Annotated in this window: 15 protein-coding genes; 8 read left to right on the top strand and 7 right to left on the bottom strand. The window is 67.9% G+C overall.

Features of this window, described 5'->3' with window-relative positions; all coding sequences use genetic code 11:
- The first annotated feature begins 31 nt into the window (after positions 1–31).
- The 3 genes from VGJ96_08740 to VGJ96_08730 are packed head-to-tail and all read left to right on the top strand — an operon-like array spanning position 32 to position 3571.
- Positions 32–1087, top strand: coding sequence for an NAD-dependent epimerase/dehydratase family protein (locus VGJ96_08740; GenBank protein ID HEY3287193.1), 1056 nt, complete (start codon positions 32–34; stop codon positions 1085–1087).
- Positions 1080–2270 carry an NAD-dependent epimerase/dehydratase family protein gene (locus VGJ96_08735; protein HEY3287192.1) on the top strand — a complete coding sequence of 397 codons (1191 nt, stop codon included), beginning with the start codon at positions 1080–1082 and terminating at the stop codon, positions 2268–2270. Before VGJ96_08740 ends, VGJ96_08735 begins: the two co-directional genes overlap by 8 nt.
- Positions 2267–3571 carry an MFS transporter gene (locus VGJ96_08730; protein ID HEY3287191.1) on the top strand — a complete coding sequence of 435 codons (1305 nt, stop codon included), beginning with the start codon at positions 2267–2269 and terminating at the stop codon, positions 3569–3571. The genes VGJ96_08735 and VGJ96_08730 overlap by 4 nt, the downstream gene beginning before the upstream one ends.
- Before the next feature lie 15 nt (positions 3572–3586).
- On the opposite strand, the gene VGJ96_08725 is transcribed toward VGJ96_08730, so the two are convergent.
- The 3 genes from VGJ96_08725 to VGJ96_08715 all read right to left on the bottom strand — a co-directional run bounded on the left by VGJ96_08725 (position 3587) and on the right by VGJ96_08715 (position 6811).
- Positions 3587–4015, bottom strand: coding sequence for a BLUF domain-containing protein (locus VGJ96_08725; protein ID HEY3287190.1), 429 nt, complete (start codon positions 4013–4015; stop codon positions 3587–3589).
- Positions 4016–4100: 85 nt separating this feature from the next.
- Positions 4101–6029: a prolipoprotein diacylglyceryl transferase family protein gene (locus VGJ96_08720; GenBank protein HEY3287189.1), complete on the bottom strand. Its 1929-nt coding sequence runs from the start codon at positions 6027–6029 to the stop codon at positions 4101–4103.
- On the bottom strand, positions 6026–6811 hold the full coding sequence (locus VGJ96_08715; protein ID HEY3287188.1) for a hypothetical protein: 786 nt from the start codon (positions 6809–6811) through the stop codon (positions 6026–6028). Before VGJ96_08715 ends, VGJ96_08720 begins: the two co-directional genes overlap by 4 nt.
- Positions 6812–7065: 254 nt before the next feature.
- Here VGJ96_08715 and VGJ96_08710 point away from each other — a divergent pair, with 254 nt between their 5' ends.
- From VGJ96_08710 to VGJ96_08700, 3 genes are all read left to right on the top strand, one after another.
- Positions 7066–8055 carry a CehA/McbA family metallohydrolase gene (locus tag VGJ96_08710; GenBank protein HEY3287187.1) on the top strand — a complete coding sequence of 330 codons (990 nt, stop codon included), beginning with the start codon at positions 7066–7068 and terminating at the stop codon, positions 8053–8055.
- A 187-nt stretch (positions 8056–8242) separates the two neighbouring features.
- A complete protein-coding gene (locus tag VGJ96_08705; GenBank protein ID HEY3287186.1) occupies positions 8243–8767 on the top strand; it encodes an SET domain-containing protein-lysine N-methyltransferase in 525 nt (174 codons plus the stop codon).
- A 56-nt stretch (positions 8768–8823) separates the two neighbouring features.
- Positions 8824–10791: an alkyl sulfatase dimerization domain-containing protein gene (locus VGJ96_08700; protein HEY3287185.1), complete on the top strand. Its 1968-nt coding sequence runs from the start codon at positions 8824–8826 to the stop codon at positions 10789–10791.
- Positions 10792–10796: 5 nt separating this feature from the next.
- Here VGJ96_08700 and VGJ96_08695 read toward each other — a convergent pair whose 3' ends face one another.
- From VGJ96_08695 to VGJ96_08685, 3 genes are all read right to left on the bottom strand, one after another.
- Positions 10797–11615, bottom strand: a complete 819-nt coding sequence (locus tag VGJ96_08695; GenBank protein HEY3287184.1) for an SGNH/GDSL hydrolase family protein — start codon at positions 11613–11615, stop codon at positions 10797–10799.
- 114 nt (positions 11616–11729) lie between these two features.
- Positions 11730–13430 carry an asparagine synthase B gene (gene asnB / locus VGJ96_08690; protein HEY3287183.1) on the bottom strand — a complete coding sequence of 567 codons (1701 nt, stop codon included), beginning with the start codon at positions 13428–13430 and terminating at the stop codon, positions 11730–11732.
- Positions 13431–13723: 293 nt separating this feature from the next.
- Positions 13724–15352: a hypothetical protein gene (locus VGJ96_08685; protein HEY3287182.1), complete on the bottom strand. Its 1629-nt coding sequence runs from the start codon at positions 15350–15352 to the stop codon at positions 13724–13726.
- A 348-nt stretch (positions 15353–15700) separates the two neighbouring features.
- Here VGJ96_08685 and VGJ96_08680 point away from each other — a divergent pair, with 348 nt between their 5' ends.
- Together VGJ96_08680 and VGJ96_08675 are read left to right on the top strand one after the other, a co-directional pair.
- Positions 15701–16408 carry a hypothetical protein gene (locus tag VGJ96_08680; protein HEY3287181.1) on the top strand — a complete coding sequence of 236 codons (708 nt, stop codon included), beginning with the start codon at positions 15701–15703 and terminating at the stop codon, positions 16406–16408.
- On the top strand, positions 16408–17034 hold the full coding sequence (locus VGJ96_08675) for a response regulator transcription factor (GenBank protein HEY3287180.1): 627 nt from the start codon (positions 16408–16410) through the stop codon (positions 17032–17034). Before VGJ96_08680 ends, VGJ96_08675 begins: the two co-directional genes overlap by 1 nt.
- A gap of 125 nt (positions 17035–17159) precedes the next feature.
- On the opposite strand, the gene VGJ96_08670 is transcribed toward VGJ96_08675, so the two are convergent.
- Entirely contained in the window at positions 17160–18095 is a 936-nt protein-coding gene (locus VGJ96_08670) for an MBL fold metallo-hydrolase (GenBank protein ID HEY3287179.1), read from the bottom strand.
- Positions 18096–18556 lie beyond the last annotated feature (461 nt).

Raw genomic sequence — 18556 nt, 5'->3', positions numbered from 1 at the left:
TCCGACCACTCGCCACGGGAGCCGCATCGAGATGTCGCTCAACATCCTCATCCTCGGGGGAACCGGCTTCACCGGCCCCGAGCAGGTGGAATACGCGCTCGCGCGCGGCCACAGGGTCACGCTCTTCAACCGCAACCGCACACGCCCCGATTACTTCAAGGGCAAAGTTGACCAGCTCATCGGCGACCTGAACGAGGACGTGAGCGCGCTGGCCGGCAAGACGTTCGACGTCGTGCTCGACAATCCGACCACGTTCCCCGCCTGGGTGCGCAACGCGGCCCAGCACCTCAAGGGGAACGTCGGGCACTACATCTTCATCTCCACCATGTCGGTCTATCCGGACAACAGCCGGCCGAACATGGACGAGAGCGACGGCACCACGCCGCTCCCCGCCGACCTGGATCCGTACACGCTGGTGCGCGAGAACGCGGGCAAGTACTACGGCGCGCTCAAGACGTTCGCCGAGCAGGAGGCGGAGCGGCAGTATCCGGGGAAGGTGACGATCGTTCGTCCGGGGCTTATCGTCGGCCCGCTCGACCGCAGCGATCGCTACACCTGGTGGCCAGCGCGCATCGACAAGGGCGGCGATGTGCTCGCACCGGGCACCCCCGACGATCCCACGCAGTGGATCGACTCGCGCGACCTTGCGGAGTGGATGATCCGTCTGGCCGAACAGAAGGTGATCGGCACGTTCAACGCCGTGGGATACACGCGCCCGATGTCGGAGTTGTTGTACGGCACCAAGGCCGTGACGACCGCAGGCGCGCAGTTCACGTGGGTCCCGGCCGAGTTTCTGGCGGCGCAGGGCGTGCGCGGCTGGCGTCATATGCCGGTCTGGCTGCCACCGACTGGGCCGACGGCCGGCTTCCTGCGACGCAACAATGACCGCGCGGTAAAGGCGGGGCTCACCTTCCGTCCGCTCGCGGTGACGGCGGCCGACACCCTCACCTGGCACAAGACGCGTCCGGAAGCGGAGCAGAAGGCGACCGCGGAAGGGGCCGTCGCCGGCGTCGCGCCCGCCAAGGAAACCGAGGTGATCGCGGCGTGGAAAGCCAAGCAGGCGACGGGAGGGCCGAGCAATGACTAGCCGCCGCTCTTTCATTCGCACCAGCGCCGCCATCGGCGGTGCGCTCGGGCTCACCGGACTTCCCAAGGGACTGCTCGGCCAGCCCGATCCGTTCCTGCTGCCGCAGAAAGTCACGAAGGCGCCGGCCTCGCTGAACATCCTGATCCTCGGCGGCACGGGCTTCACCGGCCCGGAACAGGTGGAGTACGCCCTCGCGCGCGGGCATCGCGTGACGCTCTTCAACCGCAACAAGACGCGGCCGGGCTACTTCAAGGGCAAGGTCGCCGAGGAACTCGTCGGCGACCTCAACGGCGACACGAATGCGCTTCAGGGGAAGACGTTCGACGTCGTGCTCGACAATCCGACCACGTTTCCGGCCTGGGTGCGCAATGCGGCCAGGCAGCTCAGCGGCAACGTGAAGCACTACGTCTTCCAGTCCACGACATCGGTCTACAGCGACCAGAGCATCATCGGGCTGGATGAGAACAGCCCGGTCGCGTCACTCCCCGCCGAGGTGGATCCGTACACGCTCGATCCGCAGCACGCGTCGCGGTACTACGGCGCGCTCAAGGTGAAGGCTGAGCAGGAAGTGGCGCGACGGTATCCAGGGATCTGGACGGTGGTGCGCCCCTGCCTGATCGTGGGGCCGCTCGATCGCACGGACCGGTTCACGTACTGGCCGGCGCGCATCGATGCGGGAGGCGAGATTCTCGCTCCCGACAAGCCCGACGATCCCTGCCAGTTCATCGATGTGCGCGACCTCGCCGAATTCTCCGTCCGTCTGGCCGAGGCGCGGGTGCTGGGCACTTTCAACGCCATCGGGCCCGAGAAGCCGCTGACGATCGCCGAGATGCTGTATGGCGTGAAGGCGGTCACGGCGACGCCGGGGCGCTTCACGTGGGTGCCGTGGGAATTCCTGCAGGAACAGGGACTGCGTCCGTGGCGTGACCTTCCCGTCTGGCAGCCGCCACACGGGCGTACGGCGGGCTATCAGCGCCGCAGCGCCGCCAAGGCCATTGCGGCCGGGCTCACCTTCCGCTCGCTTGCCGACACGGCCAAGACCACGCTCGACTGGCACCGCACGCGTCCGCAGGCCGAGCAGGACGCGACGCTGCGCGGGGCAGTGAACGGGCTCGACATGAAGCGCGAGGTCGAGGTGCTGGCCGCCTGGCTCGCCAAGGTGAAGGCGACGGGGTCCGCGTGAACAGTCCGGTGGCCCCCCAGCCGCATCCGCTGCTGCGGCGCATGGTGGACGTGCAGCCCGGCGAAGTGCGGGCGATGCTCGTCTCGTTCGCCTATTTCTTCTTCGTCCTGAGCGGATGGTTCGTGCTGCGCCCCATCCGCGAGGCGGTGGCGGTCGCCACCGGCGTGAGCAAGCTCCCGTTCCTGTTCGCCGGGACGCTGACCGCGGTGCTGATCGCGAATCCGCTCTTCTCGGCGCTCGTCGTGCGCTACCCGGTGCGGAAGTTCATCGCGATCACCTACCAGTTCTTCGTCGTCAACCTGCTGGTCTTCTACGCGCTGATGACATTCGTGGCGCCGGTGGAGGGGTCGGCGGGCGACGTCTGGATTGGCCGCGCGTTCTTCGTGTGGACGAGCGTGTTCAACCTGTTCGTGGTGTCCATCTTCTGGGCCTTCATGGCCGATGCGTACCGCAGCGAACAGGCCAAACGGCTATTCGGCTTCATTGCCGTCGGCGGGACGCTGGGCTCGGTGCTTGGCTCGGCGGCCACGGCGGAACTGGCGCCGCTGATCGGCACACCCAACCTGCTGCTCATCTCGGCGGTGCTCATCGAGCTGGCGGTGCTGTGCGTGATGCGCTTTCCCGCGCCCGGGCAGGTGCCGGGAGGCGTGGACACGGCGCATCGCGACCGGCCCATCGGCGGGAGCCTGTGGGCCGGCATCACGCACGTGATGAAGTCACCCTACCTGCTGGGCATCTCGCTCTTCCTCGTGCTGCTCACGATGGGATCGACGATCCTGTACTTCGAGCAGACCGACATCGTCGGCAAGGCGTATGCCGACCGCGCGGCGCGGACGGCGGTGATGGCGCGCATTGAACTCGTGGTGCAGTCGCTCACGCTGGTCACGCAGATCTTCTTCACCGGACGGCTCATTCGCTGGCTCGGGTTGTCGCTCTCCCTCGCCTTCCTCCCGTTCGTGAGCCTGGTGGGCTTTGCGGCGCTCGGCACGTGGCCCGTGTTCGCCGTGGTGGCGACGCTGGCCATCGTCCGGCGCGCGGGGAACTTTGCGCTCAACAATCCCTCGATGGAGATCCTCTTCACCGTCGTGCCGCGCGAGGACAAGTACAAGGCGAAGAACTTCATCGAGACGTTCGTGTACCGCTCCGGCGACCAGGTGGGAGCGTGGGGCTACGCGGGCCTCGCGGCGCTCGGGCTCGGGATGTCGGGGATCGCGTACGCCGCGGTGCCGATTGCGTTCGTCTGGCTGCTGCTCGGGACCTGGCTGGGCAGGGAGCAGGGGCGGCTGGCGGCGCGGACGTAGACCGCCCGACGTCGCCTAGCGTCCCTGCTTGGCCTGCCGCGCGAAGGCGCGCAGCGCGATGAGCCCTCGCGAGACGCCGGTGCCGGCGCCCTGCTGCTCGAGCTCGTTCCAGCGCTCGTTCGACAGTGCGAGCAGCTCCGACTTGGCCGCGCGGAAGTAGCCCATTTGCCATTCCGGGAAACTGCGCTCCGCGATCGGCTCGTCGAGCAGCTTCACGATCCCGTGATGGCGCGGATCACGGGCGATGCGATCGTACGTCGCGTGGATGACCTCACGATCGCCCTCGAGGCACTGCATGAAGCTTCCCTCGTGATAGAGCAGGATGCCCGTGACGTCGTCCCGCGCATTCAACTCGCGCGCGACCGTGAGGATCTCCTCGAGCTCCGCCTCGCTCTGCAGGTGCTCGGCGGAACTCACGTAGACCAGCGTATGCAGCGCCGCCATTTTCGCTCCAGGCTCAGGCATGCAGAAAAGTACGACGTGCGCGCTAGCCGGCGCAGTCCCCGCCCGCGGGGCCGCGGCGTGCGCGCTACGCGAGTCGCGAGAAGCGGCGGTTCGAGCCCGGTACGTCCATCCCGAAGCTGACCGTTCCGATCGCGGCGGCCAGCAACGAGACCGCGAACGCCCGCCAGTCGAGCGTCGAGGGGAGGGGCGCTGGCGCGGATTCGCACGTCGTCAGCGCGGCACCGCCGATGATGAAGGCGAACGTCAGCCATTGATACAGGCGGAAACCGGCCAGCACCGCGGTCTGCGGCTCGCCGCGATAGTGCTCCTCGACGAAGCGGCCGAGCCCGACCAGCACGAAGTACATGCCGGCAATGAAGGCGAGCGGCGCCTGCAGCAGCCAGAGGCGGACGAGCACCACGCCGACCACCAGGAGCCAGAGGAGCGAGTAGATCTGCGTCGGGTGGATGGCGACGCCTCCAAGGCCAGCGAGCCGGCTGGGGCGCGGCATCGGGTGCACGTACGTGATGCCCACCGACGACGCGGCCGGCGCGCCGTGACAGCATCCATTCACGAGGCACCTCAGGCGGCCGAGGCCCTGGCCGAAGGCAAGGGTGACAGACGTCGCCGCCAACAGGCGCCAACCATCGAGGCCCAGGAACGACGCGGCTCCCACGGTGCCCAGAACGCCGATCATTCCGCCGAAATAGCCGAAGGGACGCAGGAGTTGCGGCGAACCCTCGATGAGCTGCGCCCAGAGCGCCGCCAAAATCGCCCCCACGAGCGAGATGGCGAAGACCCACCACAGCAGGTCGGCGCCACCGAGCCAGATGCTGACCGGATACGAAAGGGCCACGGCCACGCCGATGAAGAGGCCATGGCTCATCAGGCGGAGCGGGCCAATACGCCACTCGCGCCACGAGTTCGCCCCTTGCTCTGCCGTGACTCGCAACCACTCCCAAAGCGCGGGGCCACGCACCAGCAGGGCGAACACGACGACGGCCGCGATCACGTCCGCCAGTGCGTGAATGCCGACTGTCGCGCAACTCACCCCGATGGCGGCGGCGAGGAGCCACATCAGCCAGCCCCGCCGGTACGTGGCGGCATACAACGACGCGGCGATGCAGGCCCATACCATATGAAAGGCCGGGAAGGCGGTGAGCGGCGAGTTGATGGCGCGCTCCAGCCCAAGCCATGCCTGGAAGAAGCCGGTCCCCGGAATGGGACGCGGCTCGTAGACGATGGGAACGATCAGGTAGAACGGGATGATGATCGCGATTGCCCACAGCCCGCGCCGCGCGAAGCGCCGCAGGTCACGCTGGCGCCGCGCGAAGAGCGGCGCCAGCACGACCATCGGATAGACAGACTCGTAGATGAGCGCGGTCCACGGCATCACCGGGATCGCGTCGTCGATGGGGAGCGACGACGACGGCGCGCCGGCCGGCGCCCCGAGGAACTCGACGGCGAGATAGATGACGAGCCACGGAATGAAGACGAGCACGTAGATGGCGGCGCGATGCCACGGCGACGGTGCGTCGTGGACATTTCCAGGCAGTCGAAGCAACGGCTCGGCCACGGCGCCGAACCGCGCCCGCGTCCGTTCCCGTTCGAAGCCCATCACCCACGCGACGCAGGCGAGTGCGAAGACCGGCGACACGATCCAGAGGCCGCCGGGCGACGTGAACACCAGTGAAGTGCCGAACGCCATCGCGACGGCGCCGACGTAGAGCGGGTCGGCCACCAACCGGTACACGCCGCGCGCGACGAGGCGCTCGGGGGGAAAGGCGCTCATCGGCAGGCCGTTTCCGTACCGCCATAGCGCGAGCGTCCCGGCGGTCATCAGCGCCATCCCCGCCGCCACGAGCCCCGCGCCGGCCCACGCGGTGTGCGGCACCGGAAGCTGGACCCAGCGATCGAGGCGCCACGCCCAGCGCACCAGCAGGGCGGGCAGCACGCCCACGAACAGCAACCCGTAGGCCAGCTTGAGGACCCACTCGCGGAGACGCGGCGTCATGAGAACCTCACGATCTCGTGGATGGCCCATCCGGTCGTGCTCGTGTGTGAGTGGTCGGACCACGTGGCGCGGCAGCACCACTTCGTCTCGTGCCACGCCATCGGGATGCGCGCCGCGATGCGCGCCATGCCAGCCAGGCTGCGCAGCAGCTTGCCAACGGAGCGGTCGTGCAGGACGCGGGGCTCGCCGAGCGACAGGTGGCCCGCGCCCATCGCCAGGCGGTCGTCGCGCACCTCGGCGTCGGCGCAGAGCGCGCCCTGATGCACGACCCAGCGGCTCGGCAGCGGTCCGCGCCAGTCAATCCAGACCAGCGACTGCGAGGCGTCGTCGCTCATCCATCGTCCCCAGCGGAGCTCGTCGATGGGAAGTTCCCACGGGACGACCGTCATCGTCATCCGCTCGGCGTAGCCCGTCGCATCGGTGGCCGCGCCGTCGCGCGTGAACCGCGTGCGTGCCGAGGGCGCGAGGCATTCCCAGACGATGCGTCCGCGCGCATCGTCGAGCAGCGTCACCGAGACGCCGGGTGTGATGGCGTCATGCGTTGTTTCAAGGCCGACGCGCTCGGAATGCCACGCAACGCGCCGTTCCTCGAACACGGGCGGCGGGACGGCGCGCAGGCTGGATCGTTCGGCCGGCGGCTGGCCCGGCGCGTAACGCGTGGCGTTGTGCCACGCGACGCTGACGCCCAGCCAGGTGAGCGACGCCCAGTATGCGATCGAGGCGGCGCCGTCGGGCTCGACGGCGTCGAGGTACCATTTGACGAGCTCAAAGCGCTCGGGCAATAGATCCGTCGGCGTCGCCGCCGGTTAGGGTACCACCTTCGGTCCCAGGGCGTACTTGGTGATCCACGCCGCTGCCCGCTTCACGCGGTCGAGCGGGTGGTAATACTCGGAGAAACCATGGCCCGCGCGGGGGAGGAAGACAAGCTCCACCGTCTTGCCGCGATCCTACAGGGCGCGCCGAATATGCGCCGGCCGGGGCTGGCGCGGCAACGCTCCATCACCGAAGATCAGTCGTCTCTCGCCGGTGGATGCCCATGCGCCGTCTCGTCACGCTCTGCCTTGTTGTCGCGCCGCTGGCCCTCGGCGCGCAGTCCGCGACGCCCGCGGCGCACTGGTACAAGGGAAATACGCACACCCACACGATCAACAGCGACGGCGATTCGTCGCCGGATGACGTGGTGAAGTGGTACAAGGAGCATGGGTACCAGTTCCTGGTGCTCACCGACCACAATGTGCTGACGAGCGTCGAGGGGCTGAACGCCCTGTTCGGACTCGACGAGAAGTTCCTCGTCATCCGCGGTGAGGAAGTGACGGATCGCTTCGCGAACAAGCCGATCCACATCAACGGACTTGATCCGGCGCGGAAGATCGAACCCCAGGGCGGCACCAGCGTGCTGGACGTGATCCAGCGCGACGTCGACGCAATCCGCGCCGCCGGGGCCATCCCGCACATCAACCACCCGAACTTCGGCTGGGCAATGACGCCCGACGAGTTGAGACTGGTTCGCAACAACCGGTTGTTCGAGATCTTCAACGGCCACCCGCAGGTGAACAACATTGGCGGCGGTGGCGTTGCCGGCCTCGAGGAGGCGTGGGATGCCATTCTGACGAGCGGCGTCACGCTCTATGGCCTCGCGGTGGATGACGCGCATCACTTCAAGCGTCCCGACGACCGCACGGCATCGCGACCGGGGCAGGGGTGGGTGGTGGTGCGCGCGGAAAAGCTCGAGACCAAGGCGTTGCTCGCCGCCCTCGAGCGCGGCGACTTCTACGCGAGCACGGGCGTGGAACTGAGCGACTATCAGGCGACGGCGATGGCGATGACGGTGACAGTGAAGCCGACCAGCTGGAGCAAGTACCGCATCCAGTTCATCGGTGCCGGCGGCAAGCTGCTGCAGGAGTCACTCGCCAGCCCCGCCACCTACGCGTACAAGGGTGATGAAGGGTACGTCCGGGCGCGAATCGTCGAATCCAACGGGCTGATGGCGTGGACGCAACCGGTGCGCGTAGGCCCCAACCGTTAGTCATCGGTCGCCGGCCTCGGTGGCGCGGTCACTCGGCTCGCCGCATCGGTCATGCGCCAAGTTGATGTCACGGGTAGCATCGAGCACCGAACGCACTAGATTGCTCGCATCACAAGAAGCAGGCCAACGCTCGACCATTCCGGGGGGACGGCGCTGTTGTCGTCACCGTCGGCCGACGCCTGAGACAATGACCGACCCACGACCGCTCGACGAAGCGACGCCGCTCCCCGACCATCCGCCGGGCGCCATTCTCCGCTGTGACTCCGACCTGCTCGGGGTGCTCGTGACCCACGACTGGCGGAAGTTGATCGCCATCAAGCCGATCGCGGCGGGGAAGAAGGTCTTCACGCTTGTCGGTCGCGAGACCCCGATCCCGACGCGTTACTCGATCCAGGTTGGACCCTCGCTTCACGTGGACCAGGACGATGCCCACGATCCGTCGGAGATCGTCCGGCGCTATTTCTGGCGCTACATGGACCACGCGTGTGATCCGGCCACGCTCATCCGCCATCGCGCCGTGATTGCCCGGCGGGACATTGCGGCTGGTGAAGCCCTCACGTTCAACTACAACACGACCGAGTACGACATGGCCGAGCCGTTCCGCTGCCACTGCGAGAGCGCGCTGTGCGTCGGCCTCGTGCGCGGCGCGCGGTACCTGACGCCGGGGCAGCGAGCGCTCATCGAAGACTGGCTCGCCGACTATCTGCGCTGATCCTGCCGGGCGGACGGTATCGCTCGGCCCTGTCCGAACAACTGCCGGAGTTTCCCATGACCATCATGCGCCACGTGGTGGCGTCGGTCCTGCTGGCGTGCGCCGCGTCGTGCGGCTCGGCTGATCGTCCCGCCGACGGGAAAGCGGGCGAGGCGACCTTCGTCACCGCGCATCGCAACGCCGAATTCGGCGCCGGCCTGAATCTCGCCGACCGACAGGACTTCGAGGAGGCGCGTCGCGGCTTCATCGCGAAGCCGACTGGCAAGATCCTCGGGCCCGACAGCGCCGTGATGGTGGATTTTGACAGCTGGGGCTTTCTCGACGCCCCCGCGCCGCCCACGGTGAATCCCAGCCTCTGGCGGCACGCGCAGCTCAATGCCTTCATCGGGCTGTTCAAGGTGACCGACGGCATCTACCAGCTACGCGGCTTCGGGCACTCGGGCATGACGCTGATCGAGGGAAAGACCGGCTGGATCGTCATTGACCCGCTCACGTCGCAGGAGAGCGCGGCCGCCGCGATCGCGTTCGCTCGAAAGCACCTCGGCGCGCGCTCCGTGTCCGCCGTCGTCTTCACGCACAGCCACATTGACCACTTCGGCGGGGTGCTCGGCGTCATCACCGCGGCCGAAGTGGCCGCGCGCCACGTGCCGATCATCGCGCCCGAGGGGTTCCTCGAAGAGGCCACCTCGGAGAACGTGCTGGTGGGCGGCGCGATGGGACGCCGTGCGCGCTATCAGTTCGGGCAGGGGCTGCCGCGCTCCGCCACTGGCTTCCTGGACACCGGACTCGGCAAGGAGGTCGGGTACGGCACCTACGGCATCCTGGCGCCGACACGCACGGTGTCGCTGGCAACCGAGACGTTCGATGTGGACGGCGTCCCGTTCGTCTTCCACAATACCCCGGGCGCCGAAGCGCCAGCGGAACTGACTTTCTCGCTTCCCACGCTCAAGGCGTATTGCGGCGCGGAACTGGTGACGCAGAACCTGCACAACCTGCTCCCGATTCGCGGGGCCAAGGTGCGCGATGCCCTCAAATGGAGCCGGTACCTCGATGAGGCCCTCGAGCAGTCGGCCGGCGCCGAGGTGCTCTTCGCGCAGCACAATTGGCCGGTATGGGGACGCGCGCGCATCGTGACGCATCTCACCCAGCAGCGCGACACGTACAAGTACCTTCACGACCAGACGGTGCGGCTGCTGAATGCCGGCTACACGCCCTCGGAGATCGCGGCGACCGTCACGCTGCCTGCGTCGCTGCAGTCGGCGCTGGGGAGCCGTGGCTACTACGGCGATGTGCGCCACAACGTGAAGGCAATCTATCAGTTCTATCTGGGGAACTACGACGGGAATCCCGCGCATCTTGACGCGCTGCCGCCGGAGGAGTCGGCGCCACGCTATGTGGCGCTGATGGGCGGGGCGGACAAGGTGATGGCAGCGGCAACCACTGCGTTCGAAAAGGGCGAATATCGCTGGGGCGCCGAACTCCTCAATCAGCTCGTGTTCGCCGAGCCGAAGCATGCGGCCGCGCGCGAGCTCCTGGCGCGAACGTATGAGCAACTGGCGTACGCCGCCGAGTCCTCAACCTGGCGCAACTCGTACCTCGTGGCCGCGGACGAGTTGCGCCATGGCCCGCCCCCGAAGGGGATCACGGCCAGGAATATGCTCGATGTGCTGGCCCAGGCGCCCATCGAACGCTTCCTCGACGCGATGGCCGCCAGCCTCGACGGCCCGGCCGCCGCGGGCAAGGACTATCGCATCAATCTCGTCTTCTCGGACACGAAAGAGTCGTTTGTGCTGTGGATCGAGAATGCCGTCCTGCACTACCGGAAGGCGCCGCCCGCGCCCAACGCGAATGCGACGCTGACGCTGACCAAGGGGCTGTTCGTCCGGATGATGGCGGGTGCGGCAGGGGTACAGGAGACGATCTTCGGCGACGACCTCTCGGTGCGCGGGAGCAAGACCGATCTCGTGCGTTTCCTGATGCTCATCGAGAAGGCGAAGGGGGTCTTCCCGGTGGTGACGCCGTAGCGGTACTACGGCGTCGCCAGCGCCCTGGCGATCGCCGCCTCGGCGAGCGGCGCCATCACCCGATAGCCGGCTTCATTGGGATGCACGCCGTCGGCGGAGAGTGACGCGGGCAAACCGCCACGCGCGTCGGCCATCGCGGAATGGTAGTCGAGGTAGGTCGCACCGACGGCGGCGGCGTAGCGCTGCATCCACGCGTTCAGCGCGATGATCTTCGGCGCCGGCTCGAGTCCCCGCGTCCACGGATAGTCGAAGACCGGCAGCACGGACGCCAACACCACCCGAATGCCGTGCGCCTGCGCGAGTTCGGTCATCGCGCTCAGGTTGTCCTCGATCATCTCGAGGGTGGACGGTCCGGTATTGCCCGCGATGTCATTGGTGCCCGCGAGGATCACGACCGCGGCCGGGTGCAGCCCGACGACATCCTGGTGAAAGCGGACGAGCATCTGCGGCGTCGTCTGCCCGCTGATGCCGCGCCCCACATAGGGCATGCCCGGGAACATCGCGGGGAACCAGCGCGCCCAGGAATCGGTGATCGAGTTGCCGTAGAAGACGACGCGCCGCTCTCCGACGGCGGGAGCGCCAATGGAATCGTTCGCGGCGCGGTAGCGTCGCAGCCCCGCCCAGTCGCTGCGCAGGCGCTCGATGGTGGCCGAGTCGCGTGCCGCGCGGGCGGCGGCAGCGCTTGCCGCAGCGGCAGACGCCGCGTCGGCCGGCGCCGCCGATGGCGCCGAGGCCGGTGCAGTGACCGGTGCAGGAGCCTGTGGCGTCGGAAGGCGGCCGCAGGCCGCGACGAGCAGCGTCAGGAGCGGAAGTCGGAGTCTCATGGACGAAAGGTAGGAGCTGACTACCAGAGACGTCCAATCGCCCCCCTCACCCCGCACCACACCGTGCACCCTGTCCCTGCACCACACCCTGTACTGTGCCCCTGCACCCAATCCTCAGTCTTTGTAGCCCGCGTCATGCACATCCATCACCGCCCGCCCGGAGGGATCGGTCATCAGCGCGAACGCCGCATCCCACCGGAGCGCCGTCTCCGTGCTGCACGCCACGCTGCGTTCCCACGGCACGCAGTTCACGGCCGTGGCAGAGGGGAAGTGGTGCTCGAAGAGCTGGCGATACAGATAGGCTTCCTTCGTTTCCGGTGTCTTCACCGGGAATCGCTCGGCCGCGCCGCGCAGCATCGAGTCCGACACCTCGTGTTCCGCGTGCGCCTTGATGCCGTCGATCCACGAATACCCCACGCCGTCGGAGAACTGCTCCTTCTGCCGCCACAGCACCTCGTTCGGGATGGCCCCGTCGAAGGCGTGGCGCAGGGGGAACTTCTCGATGGGCCGCGGGCGCGGCGCGTTGCGCGGCAGCTTGTGCGCGGGATCCATCGCCATGGCGACGTCGAGGAAGTCGCGATCGAGGAACGGCACGCGCACCTCCACGCCCCACGCCGCGCCGGCCTTGTTGGCGCGGGCACAGTCGTAGAGGTGCAGCTTCTGCAGCTTGCGCACGCTCTCCGCGTGCAGTTCCGGACCGTCGGGCGCCTTGTGGAAGTACAGGTAGCCGCCGAAGATCTCGTCCGCGCCCTCGCCGCTCAGCACCATCTTGATGCCCATCGCGCGAATCTTGCGCATCATCAGGTACATCGGCGTCGAGGCGCGAATGGTCGTGATGTCGAACGTCTCGAGGTGGTAGATCACGTCGGAGAGCGCGTCGAGCCCCTCCTGCACCGTGAAGTGGATCTCGTGATGAATGGCGCCGATGGCGTCCGCCACCATGCGCGCCGGCGCGAGATCGGGCGCCCCCTCGAGACCGACCGCGAACGAGTGAATGCGCGGCCACCAGCTGGGGCCGGCATCGCCGTCCTCCACGCGCGCCTCGCGATACTTGGCCGCGATCGATGCCACGAGCGAGGAATCCACGCCGCCGCTGATGAGCACGCCGTACGGCACGTCGCACATCAGCTGCCGATGGACGGCCGCTTCGAGCGCGCCGCGCAGCGCGGCGGCATCGTAGGCGGCATCCGGCACGCGCTCCGGCGTGGCCCAGGCCGGCTCGTAGTATCGCTGAAATCCCCGCTCCGCTTCATGGCCGAGATAGAAGTGGCCCGGCGGAAACTCGCGGATGCGCTCGCAGACGCCGACGAGCGCCTTCATTTCCGAGGCCACGTAGAGATGCTCGTGCCGGTCCCAGCCGACGTATAGCGGGATCACGCCAATGGGGTCGCGCGCGATCAGGTACGTCTGGCGACGGGGATCGTACAGCACGAAGCCGAAGATCCCGTTCATGCGGTTCAGGAAGTCGCGCGGCCCCAGCTCGTCGTAGAGATAGAGAATGACCTCGCAGTCGGAGCGCGTCTGGAACTCGTGCGGCCCGGTGAGGCCGCGCCGAAGCGCCTGGTGGTTGTAGATCTCGCCGTTGACGGCGAGCACCGCGCCCGTCTGGGCGTCGATGAGCGGTTGCGCGCCATGCTCCACGTCCACGATCGACAGGCGTTCATGCGCCAGGATGGCGCGGTCATCGCTGAAGATCCCGCTCCAATCCGGGCCGCGATGTCGGATCTTGCGCGCGAGCGTCAGCGCCTGCCGCCGCAGGGCGGGCGCGTCGCTGCGTGCCGGGTCGAGGCCGAGAATGGTGAGGATGCCGCACATCGGGAGACTCCTGGAAAAGGAAAAACCCCCGACTCGCCTTGGCGAATCGGGGGTGGCTCGGAACTTGGATGCGCTACGACGCGCCCAAACCGGTCCACGCGCGACTCGCGCGAGGGGCCCGATTATTATTGCGGTTGAAACGCTGGGTGGCCGTCGTCATGAGCGAAGGCTATCGGGTCGACCCCGTGGACGTCAAGCGGGGTGGCACTCGTCGCCCTGCCGACGGCCGCAACGGACACGCCGCCCCGGGCAGAGCCCGGGGCGGCGTGTCGATCCAGCGGTGCAGCGGTGCCCTACTGCGAGCAGTGCCCCGGGCCCGTCAGGCCTTCGTTGTAGGAACCGAGCGTGCCGACGAGCGCCCCGAACTGGTCCTTCAGCGTCTTCGACTTGCCCACCACAGTCGGCTGGTTCGCCGCGAAGAGCGCTTCGGCGGCCGCCATGGCTGACGTGACCGCCGGCGTGGCGGAGGCGCCGTTGAGAATGTTCAACTTCGCCGCCATGTACTGGTGCGCGAGCGTGTAGTACGCGTTGCCCGCCGGCGGCGTGCCGAACACCTGGATCCAGCTCTGGCCGCTGAGGAAGAAGACGGTGTTCTCCTGGGCCGCGCTCAGGTTCAACCAGGCATTGTCGTACGGGGCCGGGCCAACCTGGCTGTGCGTCTTCCAGTAGCCCTGTGTCAGCGTGCAGCCGCTGTCCTGGCTGCCGCAGCCGACCACGTTCACCGTCACGCCCGCCGTGGACGAGCCGACGTTCGCACGGTCGTTCGTCAGGAACGACGCGGTGTTGCCAATCTGCTTGCTCTCGCAGACGGCGTACGGTCCGAAGGTGAGCGAGTACGTCGTGCTCAGCGAGGCCGACGCGACGTTGAAGACGCCGAGCGCGCCCTTGAGGTTGTCGTCCACCGACACTTCTTCGTCGACCAGCGTCGTCGGCGTCACGAAGCTGACGGACGTCGCGGTGTTCGTGCCGCCGACATCGCCGCTTCCGTACAGGTGCACCTGGTCAGCATCCGAGGTCGTGATCGTGGTGACGGCGCCGTTCGTCGTCGCGGTGAGCGAGACGGTGCGCGTGTTGCCGTCCGGCAGGAACGCCTGGTACGAGCAGGTCATCGAACCGCCCGCGGCGATCGACGTCGCCGGGCAGGAGACCAGCGCGGCGCCCGCGTCGCTCACCGTCACGCTCGCGGTGACGCCGGCGGCGGGGAGGAAACCGGGATTCGTGATCGTGAACGTGCCCGCCAGCTTCCAGTTGGAGTCGACGTACGTGTTCGCGAGCGACACCGAGTACGACACCGGGGCGCTGGTCTGGCCCGCGCTCAGCGTCAGGTTCGCATCCGACGCCGTCACCAGGGCCTTGTTGATCGTCCAGTCGTACGACCGCGTGAAGGTCGGCGTGGCGCCGATCGAACTGCCCAGCTCGAGGTCGAAGCAGAACGAGGCGTTCGACAGTGCGGCGGTGAGGCCGTTCCCGTTCGCCGGCGCCTTGAAGCCGCTGCCGCTGGTGGCCTCGGCGTCGTAGGTGTAGACATTGAATCCCGCCGAGCCGCCGTGCACCGCGATGGCGTCGATCCCGAGGGTCGACGACCAGGTGAACATGCTGTCTTCCGACGACGTCAGGGTGATGGTGCCGTACTGCACGCCATTGTACGCCACCGGGAACGTGCCTGACGTGTACTCCAGGTCGATCTTGGCGCCGAAATCATAACCGAGCGTCGTGCAGGCGTTGTTGGACTTGAGCTGTCCCACGTCGGTGCCCTGCGCCCACACGGTCGGCGTCGGCGTCTCGCTGACGAGGCCGATCTTGCGAACGGCAGCCGTCTGCTCTCTCACGGCCGTAGCCGGCGCCGTGCTCTCGCGGCCGCAAGCGGCCATCAGGATGGCGGCCATCACCATCGTACCGCGTCTCAACGTCGAGAAGCTCATGAATCGCTAATCCTTGCCCAGGGGGGCCGGTTGGGGGGATGGATGGCTGGGCGATGCCCCATGGCCATCCGAACCGGGCAGGAAGTTGTGTCCCACTGCATCGGGACAGAATTGGCGCAAGGATATAACCGCGTATAACCATCGGCATATCCGGATATCTCAATGACCGCAGGCACTGTTGCGCAGTGAACACACGTTTCCCTCGGGCGCCTCCCTCGCCGTACGCGCGGAGCTTCGAAGCGATCCGCCGGTGCCCGTTGACTTCGCATTCGTTAGAGCCGAAACTTCTCTCCCCCCATCTCGGTGGATGTTCGATGACGGACAGTTCCACAACCCAGGCGCCCGTTTATGAGCAAGCGTGACACCCCCCCCGGCTTCCTGGGTGATCCTTCCGCCGACGATCGCGTGGCGGATGCCGTCGCCAACGAGCGCGTCCGCGTCTCCACCGAACTGCGCAACGGCATCCTGCAGGCGCTGACCGGACTGAGCCTGCAGCTCACGAGTGCGGTGCGCGGCGCGGGCACCGACGCCGATCAGCTGCGAAGCGTCATTGCCCAGGTGGAACAGACGCTCGAGGATGAGCTGCGGGCGCTGAACCTCTTTGTCCTCGAACTCGTGGAAGAGGCGGAGGATTCACCATCGGCCCCCTCCGTGGTGACCGAGTTGTCGACCATGATCGACCGTGTGCACCGGGTCTGGGGCCTCCCCGCCACGCTCGCCGTCGGCGCGATCACGCCGCTGGAGTCGCCGCGCCTGGTGCGCGAGCTGGTGCGGCTGGCGCAGGAGGCGCTGGTCAATGCGGCGCGCTACGCCCATGCCTCCGGCGCCGCCGTGCAGGTCAGCGCCGATGCCGAGCTGGTGCACCTGACCGTCGAGCAGATGGGGCGCGGCTTCGCCTTTCAGGGCGCCCTGGAGCACGACGACCTGTTCGCGTCCCGCCGTGGTCCGGTGGCGCTGAAACTGCGCGTGCGCGCACTGGGCGGACGCATGCGCATCCAGTCTTCCGCGGACCGCGCCGTCGTCGAGATGGACATCCCCACGGGGATCAGGGCGTGATGCCCGTGCGCGTGGTGCTGGCGGACCCGCACAGCGTCGTGCTGGTCGGCCTGCGTACGCTGCTCGAGAGCGAGCGTGATGTGCAGGTGGTGGCGACCGCGGTGGACGGCGCCGAGACGCTGAAGGCGGTGCGGGACCACAACCCGGACCTGCTCTTTGTCGAGCGCGACATGCAGCGTCCCAGCGGCATCGAGGTCGTGCGAACGCTGCGCAGCGAGAACCATCCCACCCGGGCCATCATGCTGGGATCGGTGCTGCGTCCCGACGACATCGCCGCCGCGCTGCGCGCCGGGGCGCGCGGCATCCTGCCGTGGGACCGCGCCGCGGCCGACGGCCTGCGCTGCCTGCGGGTGGTGGCAAGCGGGGGGCACTGGCTCGACGGTGACGCCCCCGGCGACCGCGTGCGCAGCGTGATGAACAGCGTGGCCGATTCCCAGGGCGACGCCCTGACGCGACGCGAACGCGAACTCGCCGAGCACGTCGCCGCCGGTCTGCGCAACGCGGCGATCGCGTTGCGACTCGGCATCAGCGAGGGCACGGTGAAGATCCATCTCAACCGCATCTACCGGAAGCTCGGCCTGCCCTCGCGGGTCGCGCTGGCGCTCTACCTGCGCGAGAATGGCTGACCAGCGGCGTGGCGTCCCGCACTAGGCTATGCCGAAGGTCGCCGCGGCCAGCAGGGCGGCTACGGCGGCGCGAATGAGCGTGGCGTTTTCGTGAAGCTTCCGACGGCGCCGGTGCGGCACTCGGTTCACGCCAGGAGTTCGTCGAACGCCGCCGCCAGCACCCGTTCCGTCAATGGGCCGTGATCGGGGAAGTTCTTCAGGGGCTCGGCGAATTTCACGATCACGTCCTTCGGCTGGCCGGCCTTGATCTCGCCGCGCACGAACTCGAGCAGCGCGACCAGATAGTCGCGTTGCAAGGTCAGGTCGGCGCGGTTGCCGGTGATGGGGAAGTTCGTTCCGGCATGGCCGAAGATGTAGATCGTGTCGGCGGGATGGTCGCCGAGGATGCCGTCGAGCACGGTCGCCCAGCCGGCGATGGAGGCGCCGCCGGGGCGGTCGATCACCGGCTGCCGCCGATTGAAGACCAGGTCGCCGAGATGCACGACGTTGGCCTTCTCGAACGTGACCACGGCGTCGCCGCCGGTGTGCGCCGCGCCGTAGTACCGGAGCGACATGGTCTCGTCGCCGACCGGCTCGCGCCACGCCCGTTCAAACAGGGTATCGGCGTAGACCTGCTCCGGCGGCGGCGACGTCACCCCGGGCTGCGGCGACTGGGCCGCACGCTCCGCCGCGGCGCGCTGCAACCGCGGGACGTTGGCCTGCGCCAGGATCTTCCTGGCCGCGGGACGAAAGACGCCGTTCCCGCCGGTGTGATCGCCGTGATGGTGCGTGTTGACCAGGTAGTCGATGGCGCGGGCGTGGGTGCGCGCATTCATGGCGTCAAGGCAGGGCTGGGCCGACGCCGGATACTGCGAGTCGACGACGACCACGCCCTTGGCGTCAAGGTGCCAGCCGATCGTGCCGCCGCGCCCCGTGAACGTGCCCACGGTGCCGCGGACAAGCGTCAGCGCATCTGGCTGCCGGTGCGGGACGCCGTACGCGAGGAGGGACCGCCAGTCCAGCGCGGTGGCGGCGAGGGCGAGGGTGGAGCTTTGGACGAAACGGCGGCGAGAGAGAGTCATGGAGGTGCAGGGTGCAGGGAACAGGGTGTGGTGCGGGGGCTGGGTGCGGAGTGTGGTGCGGAGGGTGGGGTGTGGTGCGGAGGGTGGGGTGTGGTGCGGAGGCTTGGGGCAGAAAGTGCCCTTCGAAGGTACGCCGTCCCGCCCGCCCCCAGCAATCGCCGTTCGTGATCCGCAATCCCAATCCGAATTCCTGATCCTCAATCGTGGAAATGCAAAGCGGCACCCCCCCCTTCGGAGGTGCCGCCCTGATGTCGCATCGCTGGGGGAGGAGCCCCCAACAACGCGCCGACTAGAACTTGTAGATCAACTTCACCACGGCGGTGCTGCCCGTGAACGGCCGGTTGCCGTAGCCGGTCGTGATCGCGCCGAGCGGATCCATGCGCGGCACGCCCGGGGTGACATCCGTCGTCGCGAAGTCGACGACTTCGAACTTCTCGTACCGGTAGCCGACGCCGATGCCC

It is taken from the genome of Gemmatimonadaceae bacterium, from assembly GCA_036504815.1.
Classification (GTDB): domain Bacteria; phylum Gemmatimonadota; class Gemmatimonadetes; order Gemmatimonadales; family Gemmatimonadaceae; genus PNKL01.
The sequence above is the reverse complement of the archived record's forward strand: the minus strand, read 5'-3'. Positions and strand labels throughout refer to the sequence as shown.

What these genes read in the sequence shown, in the direction of transcription:
- VGJ96_08740 (HEY3287193.1), top strand. Translation starts at nt 32, where the DNA reads ATGTCGCTCAACATCCTCATCCTCGGGGGAACCGGCTTCACCGGCCCC.
- VGJ96_08735 (HEY3287192.1), top strand. Translation starts at nt 1,080, where the DNA reads ATGACTAGCCGCCGCTCTTTCATTCGCACCAGCGCCGCCATCGGCGGT.
- VGJ96_08725 (HEY3287190.1), bottom strand. Translation starts at nt 4,015, where the DNA reads ATGGCGGCGCTGCATACGCTGGTCTACGTGAGTTCCGCCGAGCACCTG.
- VGJ96_08720 (HEY3287189.1), bottom strand. Translation starts at nt 6,029, where the DNA reads ATGACGCCGCGTCTCCGCGAGTGGGTCCTCAAGCTGGCCTACGGGTTG.
- VGJ96_08710 (HEY3287187.1), top strand. Translation starts at nt 7,066, where the DNA reads ATGCGCCGTCTCGTCACGCTCTGCCTTGTTGTCGCGCCGCTGGCCCTC.
- VGJ96_08705 (HEY3287186.1), top strand. Translation starts at nt 8,243, where the DNA reads ATGACCGACCCACGACCGCTCGACGAAGCGACGCCGCTCCCCGACCAT.
- VGJ96_08700 (HEY3287185.1), top strand. Translation starts at nt 8,824, where the DNA reads ATGACCATCATGCGCCACGTGGTGGCGTCGGTCCTGCTGGCGTGCGCC.
- VGJ96_08695 (HEY3287184.1), bottom strand. Translation starts at nt 11,615, where the DNA reads ATGAGACTCCGACTTCCGCTCCTGACGCTGCTCGTCGCGGCCTGCGGC.
- asnB (HEY3287183.1), bottom strand. Translation starts at nt 13,430, where the DNA reads ATGTGCGGCATCCTCACCATTCTCGGCCTCGACCCGGCACGCAGCGAC.
- VGJ96_08685 (HEY3287182.1), bottom strand. Translation starts at nt 15,352, where the DNA reads ATGAGCTTCTCGACGTTGAGACGCGGTACGATGGTGATGGCCGCCATC.
- VGJ96_08680 (HEY3287181.1), top strand. Translation starts at nt 15,701, where the DNA reads ATGAGCAAGCGTGACACCCCCCCCGGCTTCCTGGGTGATCCTTCCGCC.
- VGJ96_08675 (HEY3287180.1), top strand. Translation starts at nt 16,408, where the DNA reads ATGCCCGTGCGCGTGGTGCTGGCGGACCCGCACAGCGTCGTGCTGGTC.
- VGJ96_08670 (HEY3287179.1), bottom strand. Translation starts at nt 18,095, where the DNA reads ATGACTCTCTCTCGCCGCCGTTTCGTCCAAAGCTCCACCCTCGCCCTC.